At 55.0% G+C, this 10,429-nt stretch carries 11 protein-coding genes and 1 pseudogene; 10 read left to right on the top strand and 2 right to left on the bottom strand.

All coding sequences use genetic code 11. From position 1 onward, the window contains the following. Positions 1 to 332, top strand: a pseudogene (locus VKV29_RS09875) (hypothetical protein); the annotation flags it as partial. A 141-nt stretch (positions 333 to 473) separates the two neighbouring features. On the opposite strand, the gene VKV29_RS09870 reads toward VKV29_RS09875, so the two are convergent. Together VKV29_RS09870 and VKV29_RS09865 are read right to left on the bottom strand one after the other, a co-directional pair. After that, positions 474 to 1,385 (bottom strand): hypothetical protein, encoded by a 912-nt coding sequence (locus tag VKV29_RS09870; RefSeq protein WP_324201138.1) that lies wholly within the window; start codon positions 1,383 to 1,385, stop codon positions 474 to 476. 42 nt (positions 1,386 to 1,427) lie between these two features. Beyond that, positions 1,428 to 2,585, bottom strand: a complete 1,158-nt coding sequence (locus VKV29_RS09865; RefSeq protein ID WP_324201137.1) for a hypothetical protein — start codon at positions 2,583 to 2,585, stop codon at positions 1,428 to 1,430. Positions 2,586 to 2,757: 172 nt separating this feature from the next. Between VKV29_RS09865 and VKV29_RS15300 the strand changes: the two genes are divergently transcribed. From VKV29_RS15300 to VKV29_RS09825, 9 genes are all read left to right on the top strand, one after another. Next, entirely contained in the window at positions 2,758 to 2,913 is a 156-nt protein-coding gene (locus tag VKV29_RS15300; RefSeq protein WP_343217359.1) for a zinc ribbon domain-containing protein, read from the top strand. Positions 2,914 to 3,333: 420 nt separating this feature from the next. Continuing rightward, positions 3,334 to 3,909: a translation initiation factor IF-3 gene (gene infC / locus VKV29_RS09860; protein WP_324201136.1), complete on the top strand. Its 576-nt coding sequence runs from the start codon at positions 3,334 to 3,336 to the stop codon at positions 3,907 to 3,909. A 63-nt stretch (positions 3,910 to 3,972) separates the two neighbouring features. Further along, a complete protein-coding gene (gene rpmI / locus VKV29_RS09855) occupies positions 3,973 to 4,176 on the top strand; it encodes a 50S ribosomal protein L35 (protein WP_324201135.1) in 204 nt (67 codons plus the stop codon). Positions 4,177 to 4,229: 53 nt separating this feature from the next. Continuing rightward, entirely contained in the window at positions 4,230 to 4,604 is a 375-nt protein-coding gene (rplT, locus tag VKV29_RS09850; protein ID WP_324201134.1) for a 50S ribosomal protein L20, read from the top strand. Between the two features lie 101 nt (positions 4,605 to 4,705). Continuing rightward, positions 4,706 to 5,704, top strand: coding sequence for a phenylalanine--tRNA ligase subunit alpha (gene pheS / locus VKV29_RS09845; protein WP_324201133.1), 999 nt, complete (start codon positions 4,706 to 4,708; stop codon positions 5,702 to 5,704). Positions 5,705 to 5,719: 15 nt separating this feature from the next. Continuing rightward, positions 5,720 to 7,825, top strand: a complete 2,106-nt coding sequence (gene pheT, locus VKV29_RS09840) for a phenylalanine--tRNA ligase subunit beta (RefSeq protein ID WP_324201132.1) — start codon at positions 5,720 to 5,722, stop codon at positions 7,823 to 7,825. A gap of 129 nt (positions 7,826 to 7,954) precedes the next feature. Further along, a complete protein-coding gene (gene accB / locus VKV29_RS09835) occupies positions 7,955 to 8,464 on the top strand; it encodes an acetyl-CoA carboxylase biotin carboxyl carrier protein (RefSeq protein ID WP_324201131.1) in 510 nt (169 codons plus the stop codon). Positions 8,465 to 8,493: 29 nt separating this feature from the next. Beyond that, the gene (locus tag VKV29_RS09830) at positions 8,494 to 9,807 is read left to right on the top strand and encodes a homoserine dehydrogenase (RefSeq protein ID WP_324201130.1); all 1,314 of its coding nucleotides are present in this window, start codon (positions 8,494 to 8,496) and stop codon (positions 9,805 to 9,807) included. Between the two features lie 71 nt (positions 9,808 to 9,878). Next, positions 9,879 to 10,418: a DUF1854 domain-containing protein gene (locus VKV29_RS09825; protein WP_324201129.1), complete on the top strand. Its 540-nt coding sequence runs from the start codon at positions 9,879 to 9,881 to the stop codon at positions 10,416 to 10,418. The last annotated feature ends 11 nt before the right edge of the window (positions 10,419 to 10,429 follow it).

The following is a 10,429-nucleotide window of genomic DNA, read 5'->3' as shown; positions in this document are numbered from 1 at the left end:
GTTGGTTTACGCCGCGCATGGAGCGGGAAAGTCAAGTGCCTCTAACCACCGTGCTTATCGGGAAGCGATTGGCGCTTATGACCGTTCCCGGGGAACCTTTCGTTGCGTTTCAACAGCTTTGGCGGGAGTGCTGCCCGGTTCCGGACAGCTTGTTGTTGGGTTATGCGAACGGCTACTTCGGCTATTTTCCCACCATTCGCGCGGCGGCATATGGAGGGTATGGAGCGAGCGGGCCAACGGCCTGGATAGAGGTAGGTGCTGGCGAGAGGCTCGTGAATCAGGCCGTTATTCGCGTCTATGAGATGTTGGGTCAACTAAAGCCCAGGCCCTAAGGGCGACAGGCTCGGTGCTCCTTAGGCGTTATTGCGCAGGGAGCGGAAGATAGTAGAGCCGAAAGCGAATAAGATGACCAGGGTTATCCTAGGCAGAGAAGGAATAAAACGACCCATTTGCCACTTATGGTTGCAGGGTTGTTACTCATCATCGGTCTCTCCATTATGGACACGTTCATTAGCAGCATCGGACGGATGTAGATTTGTTGGTAATGGTAAATAATAGAGCCAGCCGTCATAAACGAAACTGACGGCATTGGCATCGGGCACCTCGCGAAGGTCTAGGGGATCGGTTGTACTACTTAACAGTTTGCCTTGGGGAGGTAGCCTGTTCACAACGAGCTGACCCAATTTTCGCAACTGCCCATTTTGCCGACTATCCATCCACAGAACGACAAGAGTCTTCTGGGGAATAGGCAGTTTCGGAATCATCCGCTTGAGCCACACAAGAAAAGGCGGAGGTGGTACGGGCTGTGTTGTGAGATAGACATTGGGTTGAGAAGTATCCATAACGCAGCCGATGATTGTGGTACCAGGTGGCGTAGGGGCCTTGAGAGTTGGAGAGAAAGAGGCATGTATGGTTATACCGAACCCCCCTATGTTCCAACGTGCCTGTACATTGTTCGGCAGCCACTTGCCAATGGATTGATAGAGGACGAGATGGGCCTGCTCGTCTGCTGCTTGCATGGCGGTTCGTGCGATGGCTTCGGTTAAGCCGAAGTCTAATAGGACATCATTCTGGGGGAGCAGAATCGTCTGATGGCTTCGCATGTCATAGAGGCGTATTGGCATAGTGGAGTTGCTCGGATTGGCGGCTCTACTTACCAAGATCACCGCCTGGTGGGACGATTTCCAGACATATGTCTCCCCATTTTCCGGATGGATAGGGGTTAGGCGTCGCGCGTTTCTGAGCAGGGTGTTAGGGTCGTTAAATAAGTGGGCAAGAAGCGAGAAGGTGACGGCACCTATCATAAACACCAACAAGAAGGCGCAAAGCCAAACACCGAGGTAACTCTTGCGTTTGCGGAATGTCGTTTGGGCTATCGGTTCCATAGATGTGCTTTCTGCTCCTTTCTTTGTTTCAAGAAAACGGTCTTATTCTCCTGCTTTGCTTTTCGCGATGGGCAACGGCAACAGGTAGACATGGCCTTTGTAGTAGAAACTGATGGCGTTACGACCGGGAACTTTGTAAAACATTCGTGGCCATGCCTCATAGGGAGGGTAAGGAACCATGAGGCTGATGGCGACGTTGCGCTTTGGCGGAGGGCCGAAGAGCGGTGGAAGTGAGGCAGCGACTGATGTAACGACCGTCCCAAGCTGCAGAGACCCTTTTTGATGAGGGGCACCCAGCCAGACGCTAATAACATGCGTGGTGGGGGAAGGGGGTACCCAGCGTGGAAAGAGATGATGAAGCCACGCCAGAAAGATGGAAGAGGGGCGAGTGTGGTTGGTAAGATAGAAGACCTGGTTAGAATTTCGATCGCAAAAAACGGCAAAAATCTCGGGGATCGAGTTCAGGATTTGCAGAGACCACCCGTTGTCTTGCATCGGCTGAAGTTTAGGCGGATAGATGATGTCCGAGAGCGTTATGTTGACGGCTCCACCAACGGCTCTATCATAGAGGATGAAGGTGCGTTCGGCAAATTGAGGCACGATCTCATCTGTGAGAGAGTAAATGGCGTATGTTGGGGTGAAGCCAATAGGGAAGGTTATGGATGACCCTGAGGACGAGGCGGGCAAGGCGGGCGTATTTGGCGGTGCAATGGGGAAGCGTCGAACAAGCTTGCCGTTTATATAAACCAAGCCGATGAATCGCGTTGGATGAGGTGCAGAACGAATATCTAGCTCTAGCTTGGGGGTGTAGACTTGGCCTGGTAAAGGCGTAAAAACTTTGCCGCTATCCACCATCAACACCCGCACTGGTGCCAGGGTGCATTCCGCTTTGGGGTGGCTGGTCGTAGCGCCTTCTATCCGAAGGATACTTTTACAGACCACAAGTTCATTTGACGAGGCCCAGTAGTACTTTTCGCCTGGTCGGAGGGCGATCAGTTCATGAGAGCGGACAAGGAGGGTGCTTTTCTGTGCGCGTAGCCTCCACATGCTGAAGAGAAAAAGGGCTAGCAAGCCGATGAGCAGGGCGATGCAGCAAAGAACTATCGCCCTACGTCGCCACCGCAATATTAGTGAGAACTTTTCTCTTATAGGCTTGCTGGCCGTCTTCAAGCAGGCATGACCAGACGTTTCAGAGACCATTTTTCTCTGCTCCTCCAATGGCATCGTGTTATAGGGTGCTGTTTCTCTGCAGGAGCGATGGAACCTATCGAGCACGAAGGTGCGTTCATAGAAAAAGCGGCAAGAAACCGGCGATCTCTCACTTCAAGGCCGACGCCCTTCCCCTCGAGCATTTATCGCCTATAAGTCTGCGTTGAAAGGGGTTCCTGTCCACTATGTTGATCCTCGTAATACCTCTCGCGCCTGCCCGAACTGTGGGCATTGTGCGAAAGAGAACCGTAGAACGCAATCTTCGTTTGTATGCACATCCTGCGGGTTCGAGGGCCTCTCAGCTTCGCTTTCGAGGTGACATTCCTGGCAGATGTGATTGCGGCGGGCAATATTGCTCGTCGGGCCGCAGTAAACCGGCCGTACTGCTCGGAGACAGATTCGTCTGCCGCGCCAGAGCAAGGCTGCTGTCTTGAGGCAGCAGTAGTTGACTGCCGCAAACCTTTTGAATGGAGCGTAGGCAACTAGATTGCTTCGGTTGCCCTATAGTCTTTCGTAAAAGCTTGTGTGGTACCGATACTAATGCTGGTAGATTTGCACACACATAGATTTAGACGGAATAGATGGCAAAACGGCATCAAGATGTTTCGCGGAAACGCTGCATAGGGCAAGCCTCGTGGAGGCGTCCTTGACAAAAACGTGATGGAGTGGTATATTACGCCAAACTCTATGGGAATAACTTGGGGAAGCCGTTTTACGTCGCACCCGGCCGCAATGTCGGGTGAGGTTCGAAACGGAGGTTGCAGACATCAACAAAGACCTGCGTATTAACGAGCAGATTCTGCGCGGGCCTCGGGAAACACGTGTGCGCGATGTGCGCGTGATAGACGAAAATGGCCAAGCGCTCGGAATCATGAACGTGCGAGACGCGCTCGCACTCGCCCAAGAAAAGGGCTTGGATTTGATCGAGGTAGCGCCTATGGCGCAGCCTCCTGTCTGTAGAATCGGCGACTACGGTCGCATTAAGTATGAGCAGACAAAGCGTGAACGGGAGCAACAGAGGAAGCAGCGGCAGCAAGGCGAGGTAAAAGACGTTCGTATTGACCCTCGTTCGGGCATGATCAGCGACCATGATCTGCAGATCAAGGTCAAACACATCGCCCGCTTTCTGCAAGAGGGCAATAAGGTGAAGGTCACTTTCCGTTTCATCGGGCGCGGCATCACGCGGCCGGAACTAGGCAAGCAGACGATGGAGCGGATCGTTCAGCAACTTGCCGACTGCGCCCAAGTGGAGCGACCTCCGGTTTTAGAGGGCAAGCAGCTCATTATGATCTTAAGCCCTAAAACCAGCGCTTAAATATATCGAGCGAACCTAAAACGCAAAAAGGCGGCTCTCTAGCCCCGCCTCATCAAAGGGACTATGAAGACGAAACTCAAAAGCAGGAAAACCGCTGTCAAGCGGTTCACAAAGACGGCTACCGGTAAACTGCTGCATGGTAAGACCGGTTTAAACCACCTTATGCGCAAGAAAGATGGCAGCCGCCGTCGGGCGCTTCTTGCCGGTGATGAGCTTTACAAGGGCGATCGCAAGCGCATTAAGCGGTTGCTCGGCACGGCGCTTTAGTGTGGCAACCGGCTGCCTTATCAAGCTAAAAAGAAAAGGAAGGAGTAGGTTTTATGCCGCGCGTTAAACGTGGCACGATCACTCATAAACGCCATAAAAAGATCATCGAGGCCGCCAAAGGCTACTGGGGGGCGAAACATCGCCTCTTCCGCCCCGCCAACGAGCAGGTTCTCAAATCAGGCAACTACGCCTATCGGGATAGGCGCGCCCGCAAGCGCGATTTTCGTCGCCTTTGGATCACGCGCATCAGCGCTGCCTGTCGAGCGGAAGGGTTGCAGTACTGCCGTTTCATTCAGGGGCTGCAACGTCTCGGCATCGCCCTCGATCGGAAAGTGCTGGCCGATATGGCCGTTCATGACCCGCAAGCGTTTTCACAGCTTGTCGCGCAGGCGACGAGTGCCCTCAACGCTGCAGGAGATGCCGCCTAATCGGGGCACCTTTTTGCCATTTCGCCAAAGCGCCTCGCCCTCTCCTGCGATTTCCCAAACCCCTGCAGGAGGCGAGGCGTTTTTCTTGAGAGGTTCATCACGTGAGCGATCCAATTAGCCGATTAGTGGAAGAAGCTCGGGCGGCCATCGAGGCCGCGCCGAACTTGGCCGAGCTGGAACAGGTCGAAACGCGATATCTAGGCCGGAATAAAGGGCTAAACGAGTTGAGGCGCTCCATAGGGACGTTGCCTAAAGAGCAGCGACCTCTCTTTGGTGCCCGGATCAACGAGGCCGTCGAAACCCTCACGGCCCTGATTCGCGAGCGTCGTGCTGCCCTTACAGAGCAGGAATTGCAGCAGCGCCTAAGCCGCGAAATCCTTGACGTTACCCTTCCAGGTCGTACATTGCCGACAGGGCGTCTGCATCCGCTTACCCAGACGGCCGAGCTGATACGCGAAACGCTGATCGGCATGGGCTACGAGTTTGTTGAAGGGCCGGAACTTGAGGACTATCACTATAATTTTGCTGTCCTTAACTATCCGGAGGATCATCCGGCCATGGATGAGCAGAACTCATTCTTCATAACGGAGACCAAGCTGCTGCGCACGCAGACCACCGCCATTCAGGGGCGAGTCATGGAACGACGCCGTCCTCCTTTCCGCATCGCCACCATTGGCCGCTGCTTTCGCTATGAGGCTGTGGATGCGACGCATCACCACACGTTTCACCAGGTGGATGTGTTCATGGTGGACGAAGGGATGAGCATGGCCGATCTAAAAGGCACTCTCGGTACCTTTGCCCGAGCGATGTTTGGCCCTAACACGCAGGTGCGCTTTCGCCCCGATTTCTTCCCGTTCGTTGAGCCAGGGGTGGACTATGCAATCTCCTGGCGCATGCCCGACGGGAACGTACGTTGGCTTGAAATAGGGGGAGCCGGTATGATCCATCCCAACATTCTCCGCACCTACGGCATAGATACCGAGCGCTACACGGGGTTTGCCTTTGGACTGGGTGTCGAGCGCATTCACATGCTGCGAACCGGTGTGGATGATTTGCGGCTCTATTTGGAAAACGATCTTCGATTTTTGCAGCAGTTTTAAGCGAAGGAGCAGGATATGCGTGCGCCTTTAGCGTGGTTGAAGGATTTTGTGGAGATCAAGGAGAGCGCCGAATCGTTGGCGACTCGCCTTACGATGGGCGGGCTGGAGGTGGAAGAGGTGCAGTTAGAGCCTACCGCCGAAAGCCCTCTTGCGCCCGTTTTAGACCTCTACGTTACGCCCAACCGCGGAGATTGTCTCTCGATGGTAGGTGTGGCACGAGAGATCGCCGCGCTTACCAATCTCCCCCTCACCCTGCCTGCCATTCCCGCGTCGGAAATCGGTGGAGAGGCCGCTCGACAAACGTTGGTAAGGATAGAGGCACCAGACCTTTGCCCACGCTATGCCGCTCGAATCGTGAGGGGCGTGCGTATTGGCCCCTCTCCCCAATGGATGCAAGAGCGACTGCGTGCTGCCGGACAGCGCCCTATCAATAACGTGGTGGATGTGACCAACTATGTGATGCTAGAGTTGGGACAGCCGCTGCACGCCTTCGATCTCAAGAAGCTTCATGGAGAGTGCATTGTTGTGCGCCGGGCGAAAGCGGGAGAGACGATCACGACCCTCGACGGGGAAGAGCGCACGTTAACTCCCGATATTCTGGTGATCGCCGATGCCGAGCGGCCGGTGGCCGTGGCAGGTGTGATGGGCGGAGCCAATTCGGAGGTGAGTGAAGCTACTACGGATATCCTGTTGGAATCAGCCCATTTTCATCCCCTGGCCGTGCGTCGCGCTTGTAGGCAGTTGAATCTTCGCACCGAAGCTTCCTATCGTTTTGAGCGCATTGTAGACCCTAACGGCGTGCTCCGCGCTCTCGATAGGGCCTGCCAGTTGCTCGCCGAGATCGGCCAACCGAAGGCCGTTTCGGGGGTTGTGGACATCTATCCGCTCCCTGTTCAACCGCTCCGACTAACCTTACGGGTTGCACGCGCCTCGCTGCTGCTTGGTGTGCCGGTATCGGCCGAAATCTGTTTGAACTGTTTGCGCCGGCTTGGTCTCGCGGCCACACTTCAAGGGGATGCAGAGACACTGCAGGTGGAAGTTCCCACGTTTCGGCCCGATCTGAAACTAGAGGAAGACCTTATCGAGGAGATTGGGCGTATTCATGGCTACGAAGCCATCCCTGAGCGCTTACCTGTTGGAACCACCACACCGGGCGGAGACAGCGAGGAGAGCAAGTTACTGCGGCGTATCCGGACAGCCTTGGTGGCCTGTGGACTACAGGAGGTGGTAAACCATAGCCTATCCGGCCCTTCACCCCTCGATGCACCGGATGACGCTGCGAGGCGGGTACAGGTGCGCAACGCGCTCTCGTCGGAGGTAAGCCTATTACGACGCTCTCTGTTGCCCCTGTTGGTAGAGACGGCGCGTCGCAACCTGGCGCGTGGCCAGTCCGATCTAGCGTTGTTCGAGGTAGGGCGTGTTTGGCAATGGGAAGAAACGACAGAAGGAACTATGGAGCCAAAGGAGTATCTCGCTGTTGGAGGGTTATTCTATGGCGCCCTACACGCGCCGGATTGGACGCACCATGGCAAACGGGAGCCGGCCGACTTTTACTTGCTGCGCGGGGTTGTGGAGCAACTCCTGCGGTCGCTACGAATCGATCAAGCCACCTTCATTCCCCTTGAGCAGCCGGAGCGCTTTCCACAGTTTCATCCCGGCCGTACGGCTCTCCTGCGGCTAGGCGAGACGTCTCATGCCGATGGCATTCTTGGAGAGCTGCACCCGCGTCTTGCCCAAGAGTTAGAGCTTCGTGAACGTCTTTATCTATTTGAACTCAACGTGGAAGCTTTACAGGCAGCTATGCCTAAAGAGGAGGAGCGCTATCGTCCACCTTCGCGCTTCCCTGCAGTCGTGCGCGATCTAGCACCCCGTTTGCCTCTCCATGTGGCCTATGGGGAGGTAGAGGAGGCGCTGAAAACGCTGCAGATTCCCATTCTGGAGGCGTTTCGACTAACCGATGTCTTTACAGGCCCACCGTTGCCGGATGGATGGAAAAGTCTGACGCTTTCGTTTACGTTTCGCTCCGGGACGGGCACGCTGACAGAGGCTGAAGTGAACGCTGCGGTAGAACGCATTCGGCATGTGTTAAAGGAGCGTTGTGGTGCTGTCTTTCCTGCATAATGCGCGCCGCCTGTGCTTATTCTTGATTTTCTGTGCGTTAGGTTGTATACTCGTCATGATGTCTCCAAATTTGCAAGGAGGAAGGTTTAGCGCATGATGTTGCCTCTCCAGGTGGAGCGATAGTTTCCTATGGCCATACTTGGGTTTGAGCTAGAGGAGATCGCCCGCATCGTTGCACTCGTGGAGTCACGAGGTTTAGCCGAGCTGGTGATTGAAGAGGAGGGACGCTACCTACGGGTAAGAGGGCCTTTCGCAGAGCAGACGAAAGTTTCTGCCGCTTTGGTAAGCACCCCGATGATCACGGCGCCCGCTCCGGCGGAGCCGCAAGCGGTTCCAGCAACTCCGTCAAAGCGTGCGGGACGTCGCGGTGCTGCGACCGAAGAGGCGCCTGGGCACGTTCGTCTCACCTCACCGATGGTGGGGGTTTTTTATCGTTCGGAAAAGCCCGGTGCCCCGCCTCTTGTCAATGTGGGCGATCGCGTGGAGATAGGCCAAACAGTTGGCGTGCTTGAGGCCATGAAGGTCTTTTCGGAATTTAAGTCGGAATATGCGGGGGTTGTGGTGGCTATTTTAGTGGAGGATGGTCAATTAGTAGAGGCCGGCACGCCGCTTATGGTGATTCAGACCGATAATTCATAGATAGAAAAAGAAGGCTCTAAGGAGTGAGGATGCATCCCTTCCAGAAGGAGAAAATCAGTATTGGGCTGCTAGGGCTAGGGGTAGTGGGTTCCGGCACCCTATCCCTTCTGCAGCGTAATCGTCATGCCATTGAACGAAAAATCGGCCTGCCTATTGAGGTGCGCCGAATCGCCGTGCGCGACAAGAGCCGCCCCAGAGCGGTGACAGTGGATGCAGCCCTGCTGACAGACAATGCCTACGAGGTGATTGATGACCCGGAGATAGACATCATCTGCGAGTTGATCGGGGGGGTTGAACCGGCTCGCGAGTATGTGTTGCGAGCGTTGCAGAAGGGCAAGCAGGTGGTAACGGCCAACAAAGAGATGATCGCCCGTGTCGGTCATGAACTGATGGAGGAGGCCGCCCGGCGCAACCTCGACTTTCAGTTTGAGGGGAGCGTGGCCGGAGGGATTCCGATCATCCAGCCGATGAAAAACAGTTTGGCGGGTAACCGAATCGAAGAGGTGATCGGGATTATCAACGGGACGACGAACTACATTCTAACGGCCATGGCCGAGGAAAAGACCGATTTGAACACGGCTTTGAAAGAGGCGCAATCGCTAGGTTATGCCGAGGCCGACCCCACTAACGACATCGCCGGCCATGATGCGCGCTATAAAATCGCCATTTTGGCCTCTATCGCCTTTATGAGCCGCGTTAACGTAGAGGACGTTTATGTGGAGGGCATCGAGCATGTCGAAGCTGCCGATATTGCCTATGCAGAAGAGCTTGGCTATACCATCAAGCTGCTCGGCATCGCTCGGCGTGTGGGTGAGGAGCGCATGCAGGTGCGTGTACACCCCACACTTTTGGCGAAAAACCATCCTTTGGCCAGCGTACATGATGTGTACAACGCGGTTTTTGTACGGGGCGATTCTGTTGGAGACGTGATGTTTTACGGCAGAGGTGCCGGAGCAGGCCCCACGGGCAGCGCCGTCGTAGGCGATATCATAGATACTTGTCGTAACCTACGCTTTGGCGCCACCGGACGCGTGGGCTGCACCTGTTTTGAGCGACGCACGATACTGCCCATAGATGAGGTGGAGACGCGCCACTACATCCGCATGGTGGTACATGATCGACCGGGTGTGCTGGCGGCTATCTCTAAGGTGTTTGGCGACTACGACATCAACATCGAGGCGATGATCCAAAAAACCATCAAGGGGAAACAGACCGATATCGTGTGGGTGATGCACGAGTCGCCCTGCAGAGCCATTCGGGAAGCGCTCGATATCATTCGTCATCTGCCGGTGGTTGTAGAGGTTTCTAACTGGATTCGGGTGGAGGAGTGGAAGAGCGACTAGCAACGAGAGGCTCGTTTTCCTGAAGGATATGCAGAGTTGCACATCCAATTCTCTAAAGGAGAGAAGGTAGAATGCCCGCATCGCAAAACGGCTTAGAGAGTTCATCGGAGCGACCAACGGCCTCCTATGAACTGCGAATACTCGACCCGAAGCGAATAAAGCTTTTCCGAACCGGAGGCGTAACCCGCCTTACGCTGCAGGATGAGTGCACCTATCTGCGTATCATCGCCGCTCGCGCGTTTCCACTTTCCGACCCCGACCACTATATCGGCTTTTTGGATGGGGCCGGGAAGGATATTGGCATTTTGGTAGACCCATCCCACCTAGACCCCGAATCGCGCCAAATTTTGGATGAAGAGTTAGAGAAGCGCTACTTTGTGCCCGTTGTAGAGCGCGTTATCTCGGTGAAAGAAGAGTACGGGGCGGTCTACTGGCGTGTGGAGACCGACCGTGGCGAAAAGGAGTTTGTCGTTCGTAATCTACGCGATAACATTCAGGAACTGTCTTCTACGCGCCTCTTAATTACGGACGTGGACGGCAACCGGTTTGAATTTCCCGACATCAACCGCCTCGACGCAAAGAGTTTAGGCATCATCATGCGCAACCTGTAGGTTGCATCCTT

Source organism: Chthonomonas sp. (assembly GCF_035294165.1).
Taxonomy (GTDB): Bacteria; Armatimonadota; Chthonomonadetes; order Chthonomonadales; family Chthonomonadaceae; genus Chthonomonas.
This window is presented reverse-complemented; position numbering and strand designations above follow the sequence as displayed.